General features: G+C 53.4%; 17 protein-coding genes. 8 read left to right on the forward strand and 9 right to left on the reverse strand.

Going from position 1 to position 21786, the window contains the following annotated elements; all coding sequences use genetic code 11:
- The first annotated feature begins 8 nt into the window (after positions 1-8).
- Entirely contained in the window at positions 9-1001 is a 993-nt protein-coding gene (locus tag KJS42_RS00715) for a YpdA family putative bacillithiol disulfide reductase (RefSeq protein WP_155608822.1), read from the forward strand.
- 33 nt (positions 1002-1034) lie between these two features.
- Positions 1035-1487 carry a DUF441 domain-containing protein gene (locus KJS42_RS00720; RefSeq protein ID WP_155608821.1) on the forward strand — a complete coding sequence of 151 codons (453 nt, stop codon included), beginning with the start codon at positions 1035-1037 and terminating at the stop codon, positions 1485-1487.
- Positions 1488-2090: 603 nt separating this feature from the next.
- On the opposite strand, the gene KJS42_RS00725 is transcribed toward KJS42_RS00720, so the two are convergent.
- Positions 2091-3863 (reverse strand): ABC transporter ATP-binding protein, encoded by a 1773-nt coding sequence (locus KJS42_RS00725; RefSeq protein WP_213621696.1) that lies wholly within the window; start codon positions 3861-3863, stop codon positions 2091-2093.
- Between the two features lie 26 nt (positions 3864-3889).
- The gene (locus tag KJS42_RS00730) at positions 3890-4852 is read right to left on the reverse strand and encodes a phosphotransferase family protein (protein WP_213621697.1); all 963 of its coding nucleotides are present in this window, start codon (positions 4850-4852) and stop codon (positions 3890-3892) included.
- A 151-nt stretch (positions 4853-5003) separates the two neighbouring features.
- Between KJS42_RS00730 and KJS42_RS00735 the strand changes: the two genes are divergently transcribed.
- Positions 5004-5507, forward strand: coding sequence for a hypothetical protein (locus KJS42_RS00735; protein ID WP_059045177.1), 504 nt, complete (start codon positions 5004-5006; stop codon positions 5505-5507).
- 109 nt (positions 5508-5616) lie between these two features.
- Here the strand turns inward: KJS42_RS00735 and KJS42_RS00740 are convergent, their stop codons facing one another.
- Positions 5617-5916, reverse strand: coding sequence for a HesB/YadR/YfhF family protein (locus tag KJS42_RS00740; RefSeq protein WP_155608818.1), 300 nt, complete (start codon positions 5914-5916; stop codon positions 5617-5619).
- A gap of 560 nt (positions 5917-6476) precedes the next feature.
- Between KJS42_RS00740 and KJS42_RS00745 the strand changes: the two genes are divergently transcribed.
- Positions 6477-8234: an ABC transporter ATP-binding protein gene (locus KJS42_RS00745; RefSeq protein WP_155608817.1), complete on the forward strand. Its 1758-nt coding sequence runs from the start codon at positions 6477-6479 to the stop codon at positions 8232-8234.
- Positions 8235-8238: 4 nt separating this feature from the next.
- A complete protein-coding gene (locus KJS42_RS00750) occupies positions 8239-10311 on the forward strand; it encodes an ABC transporter ATP-binding protein (protein WP_213621698.1) in 2073 nt (690 codons plus the stop codon).
- Positions 10312-11052: 741 nt separating this feature from the next.
- Here KJS42_RS00750 and KJS42_RS00760 read toward each other — a convergent pair.
- Entirely contained in the window at positions 11053-12090 is a 1038-nt protein-coding gene (locus tag KJS42_RS00760; RefSeq protein ID WP_244868343.1) for a CobW family GTP-binding protein, read from the reverse strand.
- A 158-nt stretch (positions 12091-12248) separates the two neighbouring features.
- On the opposite strand from KJS42_RS00760, the gene KJS42_RS00765 reads away from it, so the two are divergent.
- Positions 12249-12761: a MogA/MoaB family molybdenum cofactor biosynthesis protein gene (locus tag KJS42_RS00765; RefSeq protein ID WP_193415268.1), complete on the forward strand. Its 513-nt coding sequence runs from the start codon at positions 12249-12251 to the stop codon at positions 12759-12761.
- Positions 12762-12838: 77 nt separating this feature from the next.
- Here KJS42_RS00765 and KJS42_RS00770 read toward each other — a convergent pair whose 3' ends face one another.
- From KJS42_RS00770 to KJS42_RS00785, 4 genes are all read right to left on the reverse strand, one after another.
- The gene (locus KJS42_RS00770) at positions 12839-13378 is read right to left on the reverse strand and encodes a hypothetical protein (RefSeq protein ID WP_213621700.1); all 540 of its coding nucleotides are present in this window, start codon (positions 13376-13378) and stop codon (positions 12839-12841) included.
- Positions 13379-13471: 93 nt separating this feature from the next.
- On the reverse strand, positions 13472-14467 hold the full coding sequence (locus tag KJS42_RS00775; RefSeq protein WP_213621701.1) for an acrylyl-CoA reductase family protein: 996 nt from the start codon (positions 14465-14467) through the stop codon (positions 13472-13474).
- Positions 14468-14769: 302 nt separating this feature from the next.
- Positions 14770-17076, reverse strand: a complete 2307-nt coding sequence (locus KJS42_RS00780) for a thiamine pyrophosphate-dependent enzyme (protein ID WP_193415265.1) — start codon at positions 17074-17076, stop codon at positions 14770-14772.
- A gap of 27 nt (positions 17077-17103) precedes the next feature.
- Positions 17104-18111: a 2-oxoacid:acceptor oxidoreductase family protein gene (locus KJS42_RS00785; protein ID WP_213621702.1), complete on the reverse strand. Its 1008-nt coding sequence runs from the start codon at positions 18109-18111 to the stop codon at positions 17104-17106.
- Between the two features lie 219 nt (positions 18112-18330).
- Here KJS42_RS00785 and KJS42_RS00790 point away from each other — a divergent pair, with 219 nt between their 5' ends.
- Positions 18331-19233 carry an SDR family oxidoreductase gene (locus KJS42_RS00790; protein WP_213621703.1) on the forward strand — a complete coding sequence of 301 codons (903 nt, stop codon included), beginning with the start codon at positions 18331-18333 and terminating at the stop codon, positions 19231-19233.
- Between the two features lie 67 nt (positions 19234-19300).
- Here the strand turns inward: KJS42_RS00790 and KJS42_RS00795 are convergent, their stop codons facing one another.
- On the reverse strand, positions 19301-20797 hold the full coding sequence (locus KJS42_RS00795) for a DHA2 family efflux MFS transporter permease subunit (protein ID WP_213621704.1): 1497 nt from the start codon (positions 20795-20797) through the stop codon (positions 19301-19303).
- Positions 20798-21047: 250 nt separating this feature from the next.
- On the opposite strand from KJS42_RS00795, the gene KJS42_RS00800 reads away from it, so the two are divergent.
- Positions 21048-21653: a TetR/AcrR family transcriptional regulator gene (locus KJS42_RS00800; RefSeq protein ID WP_155607977.1), complete on the forward strand. Its 606-nt coding sequence runs from the start codon at positions 21048-21050 to the stop codon at positions 21651-21653.
- The last annotated feature ends 133 nt before the right edge of the window (positions 21654-21786 follow it).

Raw genomic sequence — 21786 nt, forward strand, 5'->3', positions numbered from 1 at the left:
AGGTTCCCATGCTGGATGTCATCATCATCGGAGCTGGGCCGTGCGGTCTATCGGCAGCCATCGAATGCCAGCGTCGCGGACTGCAGGTGCTTGTTCTAGAGAAACATTGCCTTGTCCATTCCATCTATTCATACCCGACGTATATGCAGTTTTTTAGTACGGCCGAACTGCTGGAAATCGGGGATGTCCCTTTTGCGTCGGCAAATGATAAACCTTTCCGCCATGAGGCGCTGGCCTACTACCGCAAAGTGAGCGATCATTATGACGTACCCGTGTTGGCCTATGAAGAAGCGAATGAAGTCGTGCGGCAGACGGACGGCACGTTTGTGGTCCGCTCAGAGAAACGCGGCGGCGAGCCGGCGGAGTATCAAGCTAGACATGTCATTATCTCGACGGGGTATTTCGATCACCCCAATATTTTAGGCATTCCGGGAGAAAATACCGACAAGGTCACGCATTATTTCCAGGAGGCGCATCCTTATACCGGTACGAAGGTCACGATTATCGGCGGCAGCAACTCCGCGGTGGATGCCGCGCTGGAGCTAGTCCGCGTGAACGCCGAAGTCACCGTCGTGTATCGCGGGGATGACTTGTCCGGGAACATCAAGCCTTGGGTGCGGCCGTTGTTTGAAAGTGCGGTGAGCAAGGGGAAAATCGCCCTGCGTCTGAACTCGCGGGTGATCGAAATCCTACCCGACCGCGTTGTCATTCAAGAGGCAAACGGCGAACGGACGGAGCTCGCCAACGATTTCGTCTTGGCGTTAACCGGGTTCCGTCCCGACCGCAAGCTGTTATTCTCCGCCGGAGTCGACATGGCCGGCGACATGGAGAAGCCGGTGTTCGATCCAGAGACCATGGAGACGAACGTGCCTGGACTTTACGTTGCCGGGGTAATTGCATCCGGACGTAACGCCAACGAGGTCTTCATTGAAACCGGACGCGGCCATGGCAAGCTAATCGCCGAGCATATTCTCGGTTCGAGAGCATCAAGCAACGAATAAGAATTTAACGGATTTCACCGCAGGAGGTGGATCATGAACCAAATCGATATGACAGCCCTGCTTCTTCTGCTGATGGCTGCGCTCGGTATTTTTAGCAATAACATGCCGATTACCGTAGCGATGATCGTGCTGCTGCTGCTTCGCGTGCTGCATATGCACTATACCTTCCCTTGGCTGGAGAAATACGGCCTGACGCTTGGCATCGTCATTCTCACCATCGGCGTAATGACGCCCGTCGCGAGCGGCAAAATCTCCATCCAGACGTTGTGGGCTTCCTTCTTCCATTGGAAGTCCCTGCTCGCGATCGGCGTCGGCATGCTTGTCGCCTGGCTTGGCGGCCGCGGCGCAACCCTGATGGGCAATCAGCCGACCGTCGTCGCCGGGTTGCTGATCGGCACGGTGCTCGGCGTCGCTTTCTTCCGCGGCGTCCCCGTTGGCCCGCTGATCGCCGCCGGCATTTTGTCGCTGGTGATCGGGAAGCTGTAGCGGAGCAAAAAAGGTTGTTCTACCGGCAATCGATGCCGGTAAGAACAACCTTTTTTTATTTTGGGGCTGGTTAGGATGCCCACGATCTGGCCTGCCCTGCTGCACCAAGATATATAGAGTTAGAGTTACTATTTCACCTTATTCCCTCATCATTGCCCGTTTTGAGCCAAAATAGAGCGAAATGATCACCTTAGTTGACACCAAACGCCTTTATTTCGCCCAAACTCCGAGTAATAGAGTTATGTGTTCACCCTAAAGGTCTCATAGAAGCGTCCAATGTGTGGAATAGGGTGATTAGATCACGTTATGTTTCTACAGTAACGGTTGAATACAGGTACGACTGGTGAATAACGGAACTTATTACCGTTATTTCTCCTTCTTCAGCTAAATCGGAGACATTAGCGGTAAAATATGTCCTTATTCAGCTCAGAACCGGCAAAAAAACGGCATCCAAGGGGTTAACTCCGAGAAATAACGGAACTTTTTACCCTTATTTCGCCTATCCGGGCTTAAAAGGTTACAATAACGCCCTTTTAGGGCCTTATTTGTGCGGAGAGGAGGAAGAGGTGTGCCTTGCCTTGCCTCAACTCCCCTAACCTCTCCTCACCCCAGCTCCCCGCTCTCCGCCGGGCTCAGGTGCTGGATGTTGTATAACTGCGCGTACACGCCGTCCGGGTTCGCCATGAGCTCGTCGTGCGTGCCGCGCTCGGCGATTTCGCCGTTCTTCAGGACGATGATCTGGTCGGCGTGGGTGATCGTCGACAGCCGGTGCGCCACGATCAGCGTCGTGCGGGCGCGCGACAATTGCTGCAACGACTGCTGGATTAGGTGCTCCGACTCCAGGTCGAGCGCGGACGTCGCCTCGTCGAGGACGAGGATCGGCGGGTCCTTTAAGAAGACGCGCGCGATGGCGATCCGCTGCTTCTGTCCGCCGGAGAGCTTGACGCCGCGCTCGCCGACTTCGGTGTCGTAGCCCTGCGGCAGCTGCATGATGAACTCATGCGCATTGGCCGCGCGGGCGGCCTCGATCACCGCCGCCTCGTCCGCGTCCGGGCGGCCGAATAAGATGTTGTCGCGCACGCTGCCGCTAAACAGGAAATTGTCCTGCAGCACCATGCCGATCCGGCTGCGCAGGCTTTCCATCGTCCAGGCGCGGACGTCCCGGCCGCCCACCGTCAGCGTTCCCCGCTGAACGTCATAGAAACGTGGAATGAGTCCGACCAACGATGATTTCCCGCCCCCGCTCATGCCGACGAACGCGACCGTTTGGCCGGGATTGACTTCGAGCGAGATGTCTTTGAGCACCCAATCGCCGTCTTCGCGATATTTGAACCACACCTCCCGGAACATCACGCCATGGCTACCCTGCGGCAGTGCCGCCGCATCCGGCGCATCGTTCATGTCATACGGCTCCTCCAGCAACTCCAGCACCCGTTCCCACGAGGCCGAAGCCTGTGTCAACGTCGTTGATGAATTGATCAACCGTCTCAACGGGGCATAAAGCCGATCCAGATAGCCAAAAAAGGCCACAAACGTACCTAACGTCAAATCCCCGTAAATCACCTGATAACCGCCGTATCCGATCACGAGCAGCGGCGCGATGTCGGTGAGCGTGTTGATGATCGCAAATGTCCAGGCGTTCCAGCGGCTGTGGGCTAGCGCTTTTTGCAGAAACCGGCCGTTGGTGCCTTCGAATTTGTTCCGGTCATGCCTTTCCAAGGCAAAGCTGCGGATGACCGAGATGCCTTGAATGCGTTCGTGCAAATAAGCCTGAATCCCGGCAAGTGCCGCGGAGCGGTCTTTGGTCAGCTTCTTCAAGCGCTTGTACAGCACTTTCACTGCGATCGCGTACAATGGGAAAATCGCAATCGCCACAAGCGTCAGCCACGGGTTCAAATAAAACATAAAGCCAAGCACAAACACCAGGGTAAACATGTCGAGCCAAACATTCATCATGCCGACTTCGACGATGTTCTTCGTCTGCTCGGCATCGTTGATGAAGCGGGAGATGATCTCCCCCACCTTCGTATTCTGGTAATACCGAAGCGATAACCGCTGCAGGTGGGCATACAGCTTGTTGCGTAAATCGAATAAGATCCGTGCCGTGATCAGTTGGGCAAAATACTGCCGCGCATATTCCACCGGACCGCGCACGATCACGAATAGGAACAGCGTTGCCCCAAGGATGATCATCAGTTGCGAGACCTTCTGGTCCAGCTCGATCCCGCCGTTTAACAAGATATCGTCCACGACGTATTTCTGCACCAACGGCAGCAAGGACGGGATACCGAATTTCAGCATCCCGATGAACAAAGTGAGTAAGATCCATTTCGTATAAGGCCTAACGAACGTAAAATAGGCTTTCCAATGTTTCAATTTATGAGCACATCCTCTATTTGTTTCTATCTGGGCTGCACGAATGAAGCCAGCTTTCGGACCAGACTCTCAGCGTATTCGTCCAATCGACGAGCGAGAAGCTCCGGCGTTAACGCGTCTAGCCCCAAATCCGGCCACCCTTGGTATACTTCCGGGGGACCCGGCAGCATTTCGATCAGGCATAGCATATCCCAATAGGGATCGTTTACGTTACATCCGTCCTTCCGAGCTACGGAAAGATAGCTTTCCAAAAAGGCATCTGCCGCCTCCACGCCGTACATTTGTACGAGATTCAATCGGCAATGACCGGTGTCGATCCCGGTTGGGCCCATGCAGGCATTTACCCAATCGACTACGCCGCTGACTTCCCCCTCCTGCCAGAGCACGTTCGTTGGATGATAATCGCGATGAATGAACTGCGGCCGGTACGGTGAAGATAGTCCCTGAACGCGGTCGATGATCCTCCCCCACGCCTCGGGAACCCGGGTCCACTCTGGCACAGTCAAACGGGACACCTCGTTGTAAGTAAAATAGCTCCATTCGATCGGCGGACCCTCCGCCGCGTGGATCTCCGCCAGCTTCCAGGCGAGGCCGCCCAGCCAACCCGGCAGATCCGCCGGGTCCAGCACCACCCGGCCGGGCAGCCGGGTCATTAGCACGGACGGCAGGCCGCAGGCGCCGCCGTCCGGATCGCAGGCGACCCACCGCGGCGACGACAGTCCCGCCGCGCTCGCCGCCTGCAACGCAGCCGTCTCGTGCAAAGCGAGCTCCGGCTCTTCTCGCAGCCACTCCGTATTGGTAAATTGCCTCAGTACCGCTTCGTGGCAGTGATCACCCTGTTTTATTTTCAACCCATAAACTGCTGATGAAATGCCGCCCTTCAGGGACGCTGCTGAGATAACCTTAGCCCCTGGACCCACTCGTTCCTCCACCCAGAGGAGCGTTTTCGTCGAAAGCCCAGCGAATTCTCCCACCAGATTCTCATTCATCTCCGGTTGCCCCCTCTCCTTAGATAAAAGCCGATTTTCGCGCTACAAAGCTGAATTTATCCAATGGTTGTGGTATACTCCTTAATAAATTGAGTTGTCGCAAGCATTTCATGGGCAGCTACGAGTAACAGGCCGTTTTAGGAGGATGACCATGTCACGCCGATTTGTGATCGAAGCCGTGATGGTGGCGATATATGGTGAATTACTGGTGCCGGGTGCGCCTGTGGAATATATTGTACCTTACACCACCGTCATGGAGCTTTATGAATTTCAAAACAGTCCGGAGCCGCTCATGAACGACCCCGTCGACGATATGCACGTGAAGCAGAAAATCAGCGAATTGATCGCTTATCTCGAGGAACCGCTGAACCGCAAGAAACTGGAGCGAGCGCTCACCGTCCCTTGGTCCAAGAGCCCTTCGATCCTGTTCGGCGATCATGTGACCTGGACCGTAGTCAACGCGGTAGACAACGAGCAGTACGGCGAGTTTCTCGATCCGATCGAAACGGAAATCGTGCTAACTGCCCAGCGAGAGAACGTGCCGATCCTGACCGATCAGCTCGAGCTGATCCGGCGGATTATCGAAGCAGAGGTGCCGGTGCAGGTTTACGATATCGGCGATTTTGAATATGCGATGGAAGACAGCATCATTTGATGCTTGATGGGCCGTTCTCGCCCGCTCCATCAAACAAAGGAAAAGGCCCGTAATTGACGGGCCTTTTTGTTCTTTCATTAGCTTCGAAGCCGCTGAACAACGGCTCAGCCTAATTCAGGGCCGCAGCCTCGTATTCATACTCAATGTCGCCCAATTGCTGATCATAAGTGACATTAAGGTGGTACCCGTCCAGATACCACAAATCCTGGTTCTCCATGTAGAACGTGATGCCCTCTACTTCCGCTTTGAGCCCAGGTGATACAGGCTGATCAACATCAATTCCCAGTGAGAATCCCGGGTGCAGCTTGCCGCCCGCACTATATCGTGCAAAGAAGCGTACGGCCTGCCCCGCCTCAAGTCCAAGCTCCTGCTTAAACCATGCGGCAGCTTCATTACTCACGTTAATCATCCGCTTCTTCCTCCTCTTCATTCATCCCATCTTCTCGGTGACAAATACGAACTTTTCATTCCGTTACATCCAAACTTTTAGCTTTATTGTAGACGAAACTGGGCAAAAAGCCAAACCTTTGTTCGATGTGGTTAGGGATTATTGGATAGTTACTGAGAAAAATAACGTTTGACATCTTCTTTAATGCGGTGCTAAAATCGGGAACATACGAGATCGCTTTCAAGTAATTACCAAATGAGAAAGGGTGAGCACGGTGTTGAAATTCAAATTTATGCCTGCGTATCGCGATGCGCATCACATCAAACAATTAAATACCGGAGCAACCCCTGCAGGCTTGGATGAATCTATGCGCTGACCGCCCCTTATCTTTTAAAGGGTATAAGCGATATCATACACGCGAAGGTTGCTTGCTATAAGTAACGGACGCGACATATGTTATGGTTTTAAGGCATATCGTTTTCGGACGATATGCCTTTTTTGCGGTTTTTTGCTGGTTTAGGACACTTGTAGAGGTTTTCCGGGTAGCTACGCAATCGGGAATCAAAGGAGGAAACCCCATCATGTTTTCGGTATTAAAAAATTTGGGCTGGTTTTTCAAGCGCGAAAAAAGACGTTATATTATCGGCTTGTTCTTGCTCATCCTTGTGGGCGTTGTGGAGCTGGCTCCGCCGCGGCTGCTGGGCAGCGCGATCGATGAGATCGTGGCCGGCACCGTCACTTGGGCTTCGTTAACTCAATATATTTTACTCATTATCGGCGTATTGATCTTAATCTATCTCATCACGTACATATGGATGCATTCCCTGTTTGGGGGATCGAACCTCGTCGAGCGGCTGCTGCGGACCCGGTTCATGAGCCATTTGCTGCGGATGACACCGCCGTTCTTCGAGCGGAGCCGCACCGGCGACCTGATGGCCCGGGCGACCAACGATTTAAGATCGGTTGCTACCACCGTAGGCTTCGGGATGCTGACGCTAACCGACTCGACGGCGTACCTTACCGTGATCTTTCTGGCGATGAGCACGCTGATCAGCTGGAAGCTGACACTAGCTGCGATCATTCCCCTCCCTTTCATCGCCTTAGCGATGAAAATTTATGGGAAGATCATCCACGAGCGTTACACTCTGGCGCAGGATGCCTTTGGGGACATGAACGACCAGGTATTGGAATCCGTAGCCGGCATTCGCGTCATTCGCGCCTATGTGCAGGAACGTCATGATGAACAACGTTTTGCGGATATAACGGAAGACGTTTATAAGAAGAATTTGGCGGTCGCCAAAGTGGATGCTTATTTCGAGCCAACGATCCGTTTATGTGTTGGGCTCAGCTATGCGATTGGTCTCACCTACGGCATTTATCTCGTATTCCATAATGAATTGACCCTGGGCGATCTCGTATCTTTCAACATGTACCTGGGGATGATGATTTGGCCGATGTTTGCAATCGGCGAGCTGATTAACGTCATGCAACGCGGCGGCGCATCGCTGGACCGGGTCAACGAAACGTTGAACGTGAAGCCCGATGTTGAAGACGTTCCGAATCCGGTTCACGTTGAAACGCCGGAGACGATCGTGTTCAAGGATGTCACCTTCCGCTATCCGACTTCGACCATTAACAATCTCGAACAGATCGATTTGACGATTAAACGCGGCGAAACACTGGGCATCGTCGGGCGTACCGGCAGCGGTAAATCCACGTTGCTCAAGCAGCTGTTACACGAATATCCGGCAGGCAGCGGCGAGCTGAGCATCTCCGGCGTGCCGATTCAGCAAATCGCGTTGAACCAGCTTCACGGCTGGATCGGATATGTGCCGCAAGAGCAAATCCTATTCTCTAAGACGGTGCGGCAAAACATCCAGTTCGGCTACCCGGGCGCATCCGATGAGAAGATCCTCGAAGCGATCCGCACGGCTGCCTTCGATCAGGATCTCGGCACGTTATCTGACGGCCTGGATACGCTCGTCGGCGAGAAAGGCGTCGCCCTTTCCGGCGGCCAGAAGCAGCGGGTCTCCCTGGCTCGGGCGTTTATCGCCGATCCGGAGCTCTTAATCCTCGACGACGCCTTGTCTGCCGTTGATGCCCGGACCGAGGCGCGGATCATCGAGAACATCCGCAGTGGGCGCTCCGGCAAAACGACGCTCATCTCCACGCACCGCCTCTCCGCCATCGAACATGCGGATTGGATCGTCGTCTTGGAGAAAGGCAAAATCATCGAAGAAGGTACCCATGAAACGCTGCTGCAGTTAGGCGGCTGGTACCGCGAACAATACGAACGTCAACAGGTGGAATCCAACCTGACTGACGGGGAGGTGTCTTAAAACCATGCACACCCATACGGGAAAAGCACTTTTCAAATACGCCTTAACGGCGAAAAGAACATTTATCCTCGCGCTCGTCATGCTGGCGATCGGCGTGGCTGCCGAACTGGCGGGGCCGTTTATCGCCCGCTCGATGATCGACAATCACATGCTGGCGATCGAGCAACCGTTCTACGAAACAACGGGGCAAGACGCATCTACCGTTGACTACGATGGGCGTACCTTTAAACGGGGCGACCGTTTCGCAGGTAGCGAGGTCAAAGGCGCCGAAGTCCGTGTGCTGCAGGTCGGCAGAAGTTTCGTGTTCGTTGATGCGTCCGTCCCGGAAGTCTCCGGTGACCGCAGTTACGACAATGGCGTTCTGACCCTGACCGGAAAGAACGGCGTAAGCAGCCAATATCCGGCGCAAAAACTAAGCGCGGCAGGCCTGTTTGCTTTTTACAAACCGGAAGTGCCTGGCATAATGTCGCTCATCATCTGGTACCTCGTGTTTCTGGCCATTTCCATCGTGATGGAATTCGGCAAAACCTACTGGCTGCAATCCTCGGCCAACCAGGTCATCCGCAAGCTGCGTATGGACGTCTATGCTCATATTCAGCGGCTGCCAGTGCATTTTTTCGATAATCTGCCGGCCGGAAAAGTCGTCTCCCGCGTCACCAACGACACGGAGGCGGTAAAGGAATTGTTTATCGCTGTATTGGCGAACTTCTTCTCCGGGATCATCAACATGCTGGGCGTTTACGTCGCTTTGTTTATCCTGGACGTACGGCTCGGACTCATCTGCTTGTTTGTTGTTCCGATCATTTACCTGTGGGTCGTTTACTATCGCAAGTTCGCGACGAAATACAACACGATCATCCGCTCGCGGCTAAGCGAGATCAATGCCATCATTAACGAATCGATCCAGGGGATGTCGATTATCCGAATTTTCCGCCGCGAGTCGCAGACCAAGGAAGAATTCGAGAACCTGAACAATGATTACATGAAACACCAAAACAAGATGTTGAACCTAAACGCGTTCACTTCACACAACCTGGTGAATGTGATTCGTAATCTGGCGTTTGCCACCGTGCTCTGGTATTTCGGCTCGGCGCAGCTTGACGCGACGAGCGCGATATCGCTTGGCGTGCTGTATGCTTTCGTCGACGTACTTGGCCGATTGTTTCAGCCGATTACCGGGATGGTCAATCAGCTCGCCGCCCTCGATTCCTCGATGGTATCCGCCGGACGGGTGTTTGCCCTGATGGACGAACCGGGCGAAGATGTCGTTGATGGTTCGATGCCGCGCTACAAAGGAAATGTGGAGTTTAAGGATGTCTCGTTCGCCTACAAGAAGGACTATGTGCTGAAAAATATCTCCTTCGAGGCGAAGCAAGGTCAGACCGTTGCGTTGGTCGGTCACACGGGCTCCGGCAAAAGCTCGATCATCAACTTGCTCTTCCGGTTTTATGACCCGCAAAAAGGCACGATCACGATCGACGGACAGCCGGTAACGGAGCTGCCGAAGCAATGGATCCGCCAGCATATGGGGATCGTGCTTCAGGATCCGTACCTGTTCACCGGGACGATTCTTTCGAACGTGACGCTGGGGGATGAGCGGATTGCCCGCGAGACGGCGGAGAAAGCGTTGATCGACGTTGGCGCCGACCGGATATTAGCCCACTTGCCAAAAGGCATGGACGAACCGGTCGTGGAAAAGGGCAGCACGCTGTCCGCCGGCGAACGTCAGCTGATCTCCTTCGCTCGGGCGCTTGCGTTCGACCCGGCAATCCTCATTCTCGATGAGGCGACCGCCAACATCGACACGGAAACCGAAGCGCTCATTCAATCCGCGCTGGAGGTACTGAAACGCGGCCGGACGACGTTTATCATCGCCCACCGCCTCTCCACGATTCGCAGCGCCGACCAGATTCTCGTCTTGCACCGCGGCGAAATCGTCGAACGCGGCACGCACGAAGAACTACTCGCCCTGGGCGGACGGTACTATCAAATGTACCGGCTGCAGTTGGGGACTACCGAGGCCCCAGCCGCTCCAGGAGCCGGACCTGCAATCTCGCCGGTAGCGAATCCGAGCTAAATGCATGGGGAAGACAAAAACAACCGTTCCTTCAACCTTAGGAACGGTTGTTTTTTTGATGTAAAGGCAAACGCTTGATTTCAACTTGGCTTTCTGCGTCATACCCCACCCAAATGAGCCAATCGTTGGCTTCCAGGATCTCGATAAACTTACTCAAGCGCGGCATAAGCGGCTCGGCGCTTTCCCCAAGTTTGGCAAGGACCGCTTCGGCAATCTCCCCAACGGTATGCGTTCCGTTGCACGGGTCACAACCTCACTCCCAAGCTCGTCGAGATGCACGTAAATGATCCGAATCCAGCGGATTTTATATGAAAAACCGAATACATTTCACACTTTTCGCCGAATCCAGCGGATTGTATATGAAAAACCGAATACATTACACCCTTTTCGCCGAATCCAGCGAATTGTATATGAAAAACCGAATACAATCCACACTTTTTGCCAAACCCAGCGAATTGTATATGAAAAACCGAATACAAATCGCCCTTTTCGCCGAATCCAGCGAATTGTATATGAAAAACCGAATACAAATCGCCCTTTTCGCCGAACCCAGCGAATTGTATATGAAAAACCGAATACAAATCGCCCTTTTCGCCGAATCCAGCGAATTGTATATGAAAAACCGAATACATTTCACCCTTTTCGCCAAACCCAGCGAATTGTATATGAAAAATCGAATACAAATCGCCCTTTTCGCCGAATCAGCGGATTGTATTCGGAATTTCGAGTCCAGGTCTGGCCTTACTCAGGTTCGGCTTGCTTCCGTTCCAGTTCTTTCAACTGCTGAGCGATCACATTCCGGTCGAAATGCTCGCCGATAAATACAGCCACATCGGGAACATTCCCCTGAGGGGTGACTTTTAAGTAATCGGCTTCCCGGTAGGCATACTGAAACAGGAAACGACTGGCCGTATCCGTAAATCGTAAGACGCCCTTGCCGCGATAGACTTCCCGGGGCAATTCGGCGATAAAACGTTCGAAGTCCTCGCTGTCCACCGGCCCGTCAAAATAGTGCGTGTATACAGTGACATGCTCGTGCGACGCGTGGGTATGTGCGTGGTTGTGATCGTGATTATGATCATCGTTGTGATCGTGATTATGATCATGTCTGTGATCCTCGTTGAGATCGTGATTATGATCATGTCCGCGTTGAGTTGTTGGGTCGATGTTGTTTTGCCCATCTGCCGCCTTCCATAGTAGCGACAAATCCACATCGCATTTCACCGCCGGGATGATTCGGGCATAAGGATTCGTGCGACGCAAGAACTCCGACATTTCCCGCTGACGATCCGGTTCGAGCAAGTCGATTTTGTTCAAAACCAGCACGGAGCCGCACCGGATTTGCTCCACCATGAGCCGGTACGTTTTTCCTTGCTGCGATGCGTGCAAATCGGCCATATGGGCCGCATCGACGACGGTGACCATTGGCTTAATATCCAATTTGAGATAAAGCGAAACCTCGGTTACCGCATCGAAGATTTCCATCGGATTCCCCGCACCTGTCGCCTCAATCACGATCAAGTCCGGCTTCTCCCCTTCGATCAGCTCTGCCATCTGCACACTTAAGTCGCCGCGAATGGTGCAGCAGATGCAGCCGCCCAGCATTTCAGCCATCGGTACTTCGCTTGAAACGAGCAGACCATCGAGGTTCACTTCCCCAATTTCATTCATGATCACGGCCGGACGAAGCCCCTGCTCCATCCAATGACGAATCAACCGCTGGAGCAGCGTCGTTTTGCCGCTTCCTAGAAAACCGGATAATATATAAACGGGTGTCACCCTGTTTCCCACCTCATCTCTGATAATCTAAAGCATAAATGCATATGAATGCGAGTTTACACCAACCTTACAGGACATGCAACTACATTTCCCGTACAACCCAAGTCCGTCAAACATGATACAATGTAAATAACATCCAAAGAAAGGAAGCGAACACGATGAGATCCGTCGATGAACACCGGATGGAAGCGCCGGACGAGGTATCATGTCTGGTCATCACCGTCTCGGATACCCGTACGGAAGAGACCGATACGAGCGGTCGGCTGATTCAAGAGCTGCTTCGAGACAACGGGTATCATGTTGCCCGCTATACTATCGTCAAAGACGATTATGACGGCATTCGCCAACTGCTGAGGGAAGCGGCCTCTGACCGAGCGATTGAAGCCGTTCTGCTGAGCGGCGGCACCGGCATCGCTCCGCGGGATACCACCTACGAGGCTGTACGCAGCCTGCTCAACAAGGAGATGCCAGGGTTTGGGGAAATTTTCCGCTACCTTAGCTTTACCGAAGATATCGGTTCGGCCGCCATCCTCAGCCGGGCGATTGCTGGAACGATCGGCGATATGGCCGTCTTCTCCATGCCCGGATCGCAGGGCGCCGTCAAGCTGGCGATGCAGCGCATCATTCTACCCGAGCTGCGTCATGTCATGCGCGAAATCTACAAGAAGTAAAAGGCGAAAAAACCAACTGCTTCCCTGTCCGGAACGAAGGGTAGCGGTTGGTTTTTTTATAGGCAGGCCATTGGCACTTACTCTGGACGATCCCTCATTTGCTCCAGTAACTGTCCGAATACTGCCTTCATTTCTTCCCGGTATTGGCTGTCCTTCTGTGCGCTTGACGCGTAGACTAAAGCGGTGTTGCCCTTGGCTGAGATCAACGAAGCTTGATTGGATACCGAATTGGCCGCGATCTCTCCTTTTCCATCCTCGCTTCCGTATATTTCGGAGATTTCGCGAATTCGATCCTGCTCATTGGGAAACACATGCACGACGATAAAATGCCGCGCATCTCCGTTAATAAAATAACTGTAGCTAATATTCCCGTCCAGCCCTTCGGCATAGGTTTCATGCGTCAATCGAATCCCCCGCTGCGCGCATTCCGCTTTCAAGGCTTGCAGCATCGCTGTGTTAAGCGTCGTGCCGCTCGTTAGTTGGCGTTCATTCCCCTGCCGGTAGCTTTGCATATTATATTTGCTCATTTCATCCTTGGCTACCCGCTGCAGGTTGCCGCATCCTGTCGTCAATGACAGCGCCACGGCCATTCCCAATCCAACCTTCCACCATCTCATTGGCATCCCATCCTTTACCCTTAGCTTGTAAGCCAGCTTCAGCCGATGGTGTTAGGTTGTCTCAACAGCCCCCAAATTATACCATATAGATGATTAGTTTAAGGAAATGACCTGACGGCCGATGGCTTTGCCGGCCAAAACTGTATTCAGAGCTTCTGGCAACTGCTCTAGCGAGTACTCGGTAATGCCCCCGGTCAGCACCTGTTCCGGCTTCCACTCGCCGGACAGAAGCTGCCAAAGGCGGTGGCGCAGCGGCTCCGGACAAAATACGGAATCGATGCCAAGCAGATTAATCCCCCTCAAAATAAACGGGTACACGGACGTTTCGATCCCACCGCCACCGGTCAGCCCCGACAAGGCTACAGATCCGCCGTAGCGTACCGATTTAAGCAGGTCAGCGGTCATCGCACCGCCCACCGGGTCGACAATTGCAGCCCAACGCTCTTTGCTGAGCACGCCTTTGGCTCCCGAAGCCGCTTCCTCGCGGGAAAGGACTTCGGCTGCACCAAACGCGACCAGCTTCTCCCGCGATTCCGGCTTTCCGGTGACCGCGGTTACGGCGAACCCGAGCCGGCTGAGGATCGCCACGGCCATGCTGCCAACACCGCCGGTGGCGCCTAGGACGAGCACGGGACCTTGTCCGGGCGCCAATCCGTTGTCCAGCAGCCGCCGTACCGACAACGCTGCCGTAAACCCGGCCGTCCCAATCGCCATCGCTTCCCGGGGCGAGAGCCCATCCGGCAGCGCCACCAACCAGTCGCCCGGTACGCGGGCGACCTCGGCGAACCCGCCCTCATGCGTGACGCCCAGCCCATAGCCGGTGCATAGCACCCGGTCACCGGGCTGGAATCGTGCATCGCGGGAGGCCATAACCTCTCCGGCCAAGTCGATGCCAGGGATAAACGGATAGGTTTTCACGATTTTTCCCTCCGGAATACTCGCCAAGCCATCTTTATAATTGACGCTGGAATAATGTACCTTGATCGTCACATCGGCATCGGGAAGCGCCGAAACGTCTAACCGCTCGACCCCCGAACGGAACCCGGAATCGTCCTGGTGTACGCGATACGCGCGAAATGGTTGATCCATTCGTATATCCTCCTAAACTCGTTCATCTTCTACTTAACGAAAAAAGCGGCCATAGCCGCTTCTTCCGGGTTGAATTTGAAAGCTTCAAATAAAGGTTTAAAAAGTCGGATTTTCAGCACCTAGAAGGTTGGATAAAGCTAGGGACTGAGTAGCGGAGCGTACATGGAGGTACGTGAGCAACAGAAATGTTTCCGTAGGAAACATACATCGGAAGCATACGCTTGGCCCGGCTGAATTCAAGATTCGAAGTCGAAACCTTTCTTGGTCCTGCTTCGTGATCAAAAGACGACTTTTTAACTACCTTACAAATAGGGGTTTTCGTGTTTGGCTTGGAGAACCTTCCAACGCCGTTCCACTTCTTGCTCGAATTCCGCCAATGCCTCGGCGTTTTCCGGTTTGGTCAAGTGGCGAGTTTTCCCCATCGTCTTCAACCAATCCGTCAGCGGAACGCGATTGTTCTTCTCTTCCGGATTGTACGTAATCGTCGTTTGCCCATGCTCCACCTCGTACAGCGGGAAGAAGCAGGAGTTGACGGCCGCGTCGATGATATTGGTGCCCTGATCGTCCGGCGAAATCCAGTTGAGCGGGCATGCTATCAGTATTTTACCATAAACCAAGCCTTCGTTCTGCGCGTACCACTGGGCTTTGGCTGCTTTTTTCACCAAATCCTGCGGATAGGCTTCACTGCCGGTAAAGACATAAGGGATATTCGTTGCGGCCATGATTTGCGGTGTGTCTTTGTGCTGGAACGCTTTCCCCTTTTGCACCTTGCCGATGTTCGAGGTGGATGTGCGATGACCGAGCGGCGTCGAATACGACAACTGCGCCCCAGTGTTCATATATCCCTCGTTATCATACTCGATAATGATCATTTTATGACCGCGCAATGCGGCGCCGATCGCCGGCCCCATACCGATGTCCATCCCGCCGTCACCGGTAACCATGACGAAGGTGAAATCTTCTTTGAGACCTAACTCGTCAAGCTCGCCGCGGCGTTTTCTCTCCCAGAACATTTCGACGACGCCGGACAAGGTGGCCGCCCCGTTCTGGAACAGGTTGTGAATGTAAGTTGCTTTATGAGACGAATACGGATAGCCGGTCGTTACCACCATCGCGCAACCCGTATGGAACAGAGCGACGATATCGCCTTCGATCCCTTTGAAGAACAGCTCCAGACCGGAGAAAATCCCGCAGCCCGGGCAAGCGCCGTGTCCCGGTGCAATTCGCTTCGGTTTCTTTGTTAACGCGCGCAGCGGCGGAATCCGTACACCCAGCTTCCCGGTTTCTTCATTCTTGGTGACCGTGATCAAGCCGGTCTTCAGGTCTTCGAATTTCAGCGGATTCATCACCCGTTTCGGTGTCTTCTCCGGATCCCCTGGCGTATGGCCGTAGTAATCGAACGGGATTTCCACCCGGCCCGCTTTCGCCGCGTCAATCGCCAATTGGAACAAGTGATGCCCGTCCTCGGCATAAAACTCCTTGCCGCCAAGGCCATAAATCCGGCCGATCACCTGAGTCGTATGATTGCCGTGGGTAAACAGAGCGGCTTTGATCTCATTGACCATGTTCCCGCCATAAGCGCCGTAGGAATCACCGCGGTCGCCAACTGTAATCGCCTTGACGTTCTTCAATGCCTCGGCGATTTGCTTCTGCGGGAACGGACGAATCATGTTTGGCGCGATCGAGCCGGCTTTGATGCCTTGGCGGCGCAAATCGTCTACAACGTCCTTGATGATCTCGGAGGCCGAGTTCATCAGGAAGACCGCGACTTCTGCATCCTCCATCCGATAGAGATCGAGCATTTGATATTCGCGTCCGGTCAATTCGGCATACTCGCCTGCGATCCGTTCGAAGACATGTTCTGCATTATACATCGCAACAGATTGCTGGTAGCAGTTATTAATGTAATCCGGTTCATTCATGTAAGGGCCAACCGTAATCGGATTGTTGCGGTCGAGCGTATGCGGGAAATTACCCGGTGGCCGATCGCCAACAAATTTCAGAACATCTTCCTGATTGGCGAAGGTGTGTACACGCCGTTTCTGGTGAGAAGTAAAGTATCCATCAGAGGCCACAAGCACAGGTAGCCGGACTTCCGGATCCTCGGCCAGCTTAATCGCCATCAGGTTCATATCGTAGACGGCTTGCGGATCGCGGCACATCAGAATCGGCCAGCCGGTGTTCAGCGCAAAATACAAGTCCGAATGGTCGCCGTGAATATCCAGCGGCCCGGAGATCGAGCGGCAGACCAGGTTCATGACCATCGGAAACCGTGTCCCCGATTGGACCGGCATCTGCTCCAGCATGTATAAATAACCTTGGGCGCTTGTCGCATTGAATACCCGGCCGCCGCCGGTGGAAGCGCCGTAGCAAATACCTGCCGAGCTGTGCTCCCCGTCCGACGGGATCAGCTTTATGTCATGCTGACCGTTCGCTTTCATCAGATCGAGGAATTGGGCTACCTCGGTAGATGGGGAAATCGGAAAATACCCCATAATATGATAATTGATCTGGCTGGCCGCATAGGCTGCCATTTCATTCCCCGACTCATAAACCACGCGCTGCTCGATCGTGCCGGAGCGGCGTTCTTTTTCCAAATCGATCGCCATTGTCAAAATACCACCTTTCCCGCTTAATTAGCGAATCGCCAAATCGAACAGATGCGGCACGCGATGCGAGTCAGCGTACCCCTCTTCTTCCCGCTCCCCGGATAAAGCGTCGGTTGGGCAGGCATGAATGCATTTCAAGCAACCTTTGCAATATTGATAGTCGATCCCTTTGAGGAACATTTGCGGACGGCCCTTCTTGTCGGGGCGTTCCTCCCAGACGAAGCAATTATCCGGGCAAACGTTGTCGCATTGGGCGCAATGAATACATGTCTCTTCTTTGAAGTGCGGCATCATCCCGGAACGGGAAATGCTCAGGTCCTTCAGAATGCTGTTCCCCGGATTGATGACGATCCCGCCGATCGGCTGGGTTTCATATCCAAGCACCGGCGTATCCGCCCGAACGTAAGCCGGCATACTGACCCCTTCCGGTAAAGCAAAGGTTTCAAATACAACTTCGTTGTAGCCCCGCTCAAATGTCGCCAAGGCCGGAGCTACCGTTTGCGGATATTTCTTCTCCAGCGATTTGCGGATGACGTCCTTCATCGTTTCCGGATCAAGGAACGGGCAAAGCCGGAACATCGCACCAAGCATCGCCATGTTCACCCGATTCTTCTCTTCCAGCGCGATGCCGGTAGCGTCGATGACCGCGATCGTGCCGCCAATCAGCTTCATTTTCTCCTTCAGTTGCTGAGGGGTTTTGCGCGAATTGACCAGCACCGTACTATCCTCGTAAATCCCGCTGATCACGTTCACCGTCTTCGCCAGCGCCTCTTGAAAAATCCCCACGATATGCGGGCGTTCCACCGGCGACGTATCACGGATCGGCGTATCTAAATCGCAGAAGCGGATATGAGCCTTTACCGGCGATCCCTTTTTCTCCGAGCCATAAGAAGAAAAGCTGACCCCATTCAGTCCGGCTCCTTCAACCCCGGCTTCGGCCAGCATTTTCCCTGCCAGGTTCGCACCCAGCCCCCCAATGGATTCCAAACGGATTTCAAAAAATCCCAGCTCGTTTAATTTCGGTAATTGTACCACGCGCTTGACTCCCTTCTTCGCAAATGCGAGTTCATCACGACGTAAATAAGTGCAAAACATCACACAAAAAGATATCTTTCTTAATTTTAAAATTTATCATAGATGCGATGTGACTTATGTAACAAAAGTCATATAGACATTCTTGTTTGGGCGAATACACCACACTGTCACGCGATGAATAGGATAGCGCAGAACTAATTTCCAGGAGGAACCTAAAGGATGATTCCAAAGTACCCTTATTACAGTTCCAAAACAGTATGCGAGGAGCAGCCGATCTCCTTCCCGCCACAGCATCAACCGAGACAACCGGGGCTCCAAACGTTGATGGCGCCGCCCCCCATTTCGGAGAATCCCGCTTATGTCGGAAGCGGCAAACTGAAGGACAAGGTCGCCATCCTGACCGGCGGCGACAGCGGGATCGGACGGGCCACGGCTATCGCCTTCGCCAAGGAAGGGGCGGATCTGGCTATCGTGTACCTCTACGAACACGAGGATGCCCAAGCCACCAAGCGGCGCGTTGAAGAGTTGGGCCGACGCTGTCTGCTGATCCCCGGCGATTTGCGTCAAGAAGCTTTCTGCAGAGCCGTTATCCATCATACCCTTCAGCAGTTCGGCAAAATCGATATCTTGGTGCTCAATCAAGCCGTTCAATATCCTCAGGGGCAAGGGATTGAGGCCATTACTACCGAACAGCTGCACCAAACCTACGCTACCAACATTTTCCCTCACTTTTATATGACCAAGGCGGCGCTTCCCTTCTTACGGTCCGGAAGCACAATCATCAGCACGGCTTCGATCACCGCTTACGCCGGCGCACCGTTGCTGATCGATTATTCCTCCACCAAGGGCGCGATCGTCTCCTTCACTCGCTCTCTGGCGCTATCGCTCGTCGATCGGGGCATTCGCGTCAATGCGGTGGCACCGGGACCGATCTGGACCCCGCTGATCCCTTCCAGCTATTCCGCGGAATACGTCTCTACATTCGGCCTCGAAACCCCGATGAAGCGAGCCGGACAGCCGTTTGAGCTGGCACCTGTGTACGTGTTCCTGGCCTCCGACGATTCCAGCTTCGTGACCGGGCAAACGATTCACGTCAATGGAGGCGCAATGATTACGAGCTAACGAATGGCGGTAAACGAAAAGCACCCTTTCCGAATGGAAAGAGTGCTTTTCGCATTTCATTTTCGATTTAATGTCCCGCCATCAAGCTGGGATCTGCTTGAGCTCCTTCGACCGCTTGGTCCTTGGCGGCTTCAGGTTGCTGCTTCGGTTTAGACAGCATCAAGGTCAGCAGGAATCCCACCGCCGCGATGCATGCCGCCAGGAAGTAAGTATCTCCAAAGCCGGATGCCGCGGCTTCCAGCGGATTTCCGCCTTGTGCTGCTTTCGTCATATGACTAGTAATCTGCGAGGTTAGATAACCCGTTAGGCCTGCCACCGCAAAGGAGACGATCACCTGTTGCGCGGCCGTCATAAGCGGGGTAACCCGGGCGACCAAATGACGTGGCGCAGAGTTAAGGATATGCGTATTGAGCGGCATCATCGTTAACCCCATGCCACTGCCCAGCAAGCCCAGCGGCACCAGTACCATCGCCAAAGAAGTGTCTGCCGTGATTCGCGACAGCAGGAACAATGCCGTGGATACGACGCCGAGGCCGATAAAAGCCAGCGGACGTGCTCCAACCCGGTCAAACAATCGTCCGCTGATCGGCATGAACAATGCCGACATGAGCGCTTGAGGCAGTAAGAAGATCCCCGTCTCCAGGGCATTGTAGCCTCTCACTTGTTGCAGGTATAACGGAGTAAGAATCATTGAACCGAACAATGCCGCTTGAGCGAACCAGACCAGGATGATCCCCCGGGTAAAATGGGATGAACCGAACACCCGTAGTTCCAGGAGTGGTTGCTTATGTCTAATTTCAACGAGAATGTAAAGAAGTAAGGCAAGGGCTCCGACGCTAAGACCGATGATTGTCGTCGCCGAAGTCCAACTCGTCCCCCCTTCGCTGACTCCATAGGTCAACATCGCAAAAGCGATCGGAGCCAGAATCATCCCTAGTTTATCAAGCTGCGGTGCTTCCCGACGTTCGGACTTAGGCAAGAATCGGAGCCCGATGAGAAAGGCCAGGATCCCGATCGGCAGATTAATCAGAAAAATCCAGTGCCAGCTTACGTTCTCCACCAGCCAACCGGACAATACCGGCCCCAACGCGGGTGCCAGCAGCATCGGAACGCCTAGTGCCCCCATCACCGCTCCCCGCTTCTCGGGTGGCGCCAATTTAAACACCATCGCAAACCCAATTGGCGATACCATCCCGCCGCCTAGGCCTTGAATGATGCGAAATACGATTAATTGCTCTGGCGTTTGCGCCATGGCGCATAACACGGACCCAACCGTAAACAACGCGATCGTCATGAGAAAAATCCGTTTCTCCCCAAATTTATCGGTCATCCAGCCCGCTAAGGGAATCACGGCAGATAATGCCAACGTATACCCGGTGATCGTCCATTGCACCGTCTTCAAGTCGGTGGCGAAGAAGTCGACCAGTTTCGGTACGGCCACGTTAACTACCGTGCTGTCCAAGATCACCATAATCATCCCGACGATCACGGCCATCAGGGGCGCGATAATCGAACGGATGGAAAATCCCTTGGTTTCGATCGAACTTTCCACAGTTTTTGGCATTCTCTCACTCAGCTTTCTCTTTAGTTTAAACACCGTTTTAAACAATGTTTAAATCAAATTTAAACGGATGCCCCGATTTTGTCAAGACACCGATCTCCGGTAGCTCCTTCAATTTCTGGTTGGCACCCCCATCGCCTTGTTCTTGACACCGCATGTGAAAGCGTATTATGTTGAATTTAAACATCTTTTAATCCTACCTTGACATTTGTTATACTTGGCAGAAGAATGGATGGCATAAAGGAGCGGTACGATGAGCAATTGCGCGGAGGGGCTATCGACCAAACAGAATATCATTCAGGCAACAATGGAGCTCATTAAGACGGAAGGGGCCGATCAGGTCACCTTGCGTAAAATTACCGCTGCTGCCAATGTCAATCTCGCCCTGGTGAATTACTACTTCGGCTCGAAAGACAATTTGATCAACGAAGCGTTAAAGCTATTGTTGACTTCTTTTCAAGCGAACTTTTCCGTTCTGGACGACACTTCGCTTCATCCCAAAGATCGATTGAAGGCGTTTCTGCTACAATATGTTGAGTTGGTGCTTCGATATCCCGGATTACTGCATGAAGTTCTGGGCAAAGGCCGGATTACCTTCGAATCTCGACAGGATTTCACCAGCTTTATGAAAACGACCGGATTCGGCAAGATCAGCGGTACTTTGGAGGAAATTACGGGCGAAACCGATACGGAAATCCTATATATTATGATGATGCAAATTAATGCAGCCGTGTTGTTCCCGCTGGTGTTGTCGAAGCAGATTAAGCACTTGGAGAACCGACCAGGTAAAGAAGCCGTCGAGCGGCAAATCGATATTTTGTTTGCGCACTATTTTGCGAAATATGAGTCCCGTCGTTAACTTGTCGAATCCGGCGGCCAAACCGCCGATTTATAGCGCTTTTTGCGCTTTCCCGAGAAATAATTTCCTAGCAAAAAAGATCGCTCCGCCGGTAAGGCGAGAAGCGATCTTTTTGTGTTGCAGGACGTATCGA

Origin of the sequence: Paenibacillus sp. J53TS2, assembly GCF_018403305.1 — a bacterium.
GTDB classification, from domain to species: domain Bacteria; phylum Bacillota; class Bacilli; order Paenibacillales; family Paenibacillaceae; genus Fontibacillus; species Fontibacillus rhizolycopersici.

What these genes read in the sequence shown, in the direction of transcription:
- KJS42_RS00715 (WP_155608822.1), top strand. Translation starts at nt 9, where the DNA reads ATGCTGGATGTCATCATCATCGGAGCTGGGCCGTGCGGTCTATCGGCA.
- KJS42_RS00720 (WP_155608821.1), top strand. Translation starts at nt 1,035, where the DNA reads ATGAACCAAATCGATATGACAGCCCTGCTTCTTCTGCTGATGGCTGCG.
- KJS42_RS00730 (WP_213621697.1), bottom strand. Translation starts at nt 4,852, where the DNA reads ATGAATGAGAATCTGGTGGGAGAATTCGCTGGGCTTTCGACGAAAACG.
- KJS42_RS00735 (WP_059045177.1), top strand. Translation starts at nt 5,004, where the DNA reads ATGTCACGCCGATTTGTGATCGAAGCCGTGATGGTGGCGATATATGGT.
- KJS42_RS00740 (WP_155608818.1), bottom strand. Translation starts at nt 5,916, where the DNA reads ATGATTAACGTGAGTAATGAAGCTGCCGCATGGTTTAAGCAGGAGCTT.
- KJS42_RS00745 (WP_155608817.1), top strand. Translation starts at nt 6,477, where the DNA reads ATGTTTTCGGTATTAAAAAATTTGGGCTGGTTTTTCAAGCGCGAAAAA.
- KJS42_RS00750 (WP_213621698.1), top strand. Translation starts at nt 8,239, where the DNA reads ATGCACACCCATACGGGAAAAGCACTTTTCAAATACGCCTTAACGGCG.
- KJS42_RS00765 (WP_193415268.1), top strand. Translation starts at nt 12,249, where the DNA reads ATGAGATCCGTCGATGAACACCGGATGGAAGCGCCGGACGAGGTATCA.
- KJS42_RS00770 (WP_213621700.1), bottom strand. Translation starts at nt 13,378, where the DNA reads ATGAGATGGTGGAAGGTTGGATTGGGAATGGCCGTGGCGCTGTCATTG.
- KJS42_RS00775 (WP_213621701.1), bottom strand. Translation starts at nt 14,467, where the DNA reads ATGGATCAACCATTTCGCGCGTATCGCGTACACCAGGACGATTCCGGG.
- KJS42_RS00780 (WP_193415265.1), bottom strand. Translation starts at nt 17,076, where the DNA reads ATGGCGATCGATTTGGAAAAAGAACGCCGCTCCGGCACGATCGAGCAG.
- KJS42_RS00790 (WP_213621703.1), top strand. Translation starts at nt 18,331, where the DNA reads ATGATTCCAAAGTACCCTTATTACAGTTCCAAAACAGTATGCGAGGAG.
- KJS42_RS00795 (WP_213621704.1), bottom strand. Translation starts at nt 20,797, where the DNA reads ATGCCAAAAACTGTGGAAAGTTCGATCGAAACCAAGGGATTTTCCATC.
- KJS42_RS00800 (WP_155607977.1), top strand. Translation starts at nt 21,048, where the DNA reads ATGAGCAATTGCGCGGAGGGGCTATCGACCAAACAGAATATCATTCAG.